Here is a 221-nt window from a genome sequence, read left to right on the forward strand (position 1 = left end):
GTTACTGTTTGGTTCGCTGCTACAAAATCACATGGATCGTTTGGATTTGTTCCATCGTTTGCCTCGTCTCCGTCAGTAACTCCGTCGCCATCCGTATCTGGATCTTGTGGATCGGTTGTATTACCATTTGGATCAGCTGGTGTCGTTGGATCGTCTACGCCTGTAGTTTCTTCTCCGTTATTTAATCCGTCACTATCACAATCTAAGTCGTTCCATGCTGC

1 protein-coding gene is annotated in these 221 nt (G+C 46.2%); it reads right to left on the reverse strand.

Annotated features, from left to right (window positions below):
- A partial coding sequence (locus Q0845_RS27850) for a hypothetical protein (RefSeq protein ID WP_298521251.1) occupies positions 1-221 on the reverse strand: 221 nt, incomplete at both ends.

Origin of the sequence: uncultured Kordia sp. (genome assembly GCF_947489565.1) — a bacterium.
Taxonomy (GTDB): domain Bacteria; phylum Bacteroidota; class Bacteroidia; order Flavobacteriales; family Flavobacteriaceae; genus Kordia.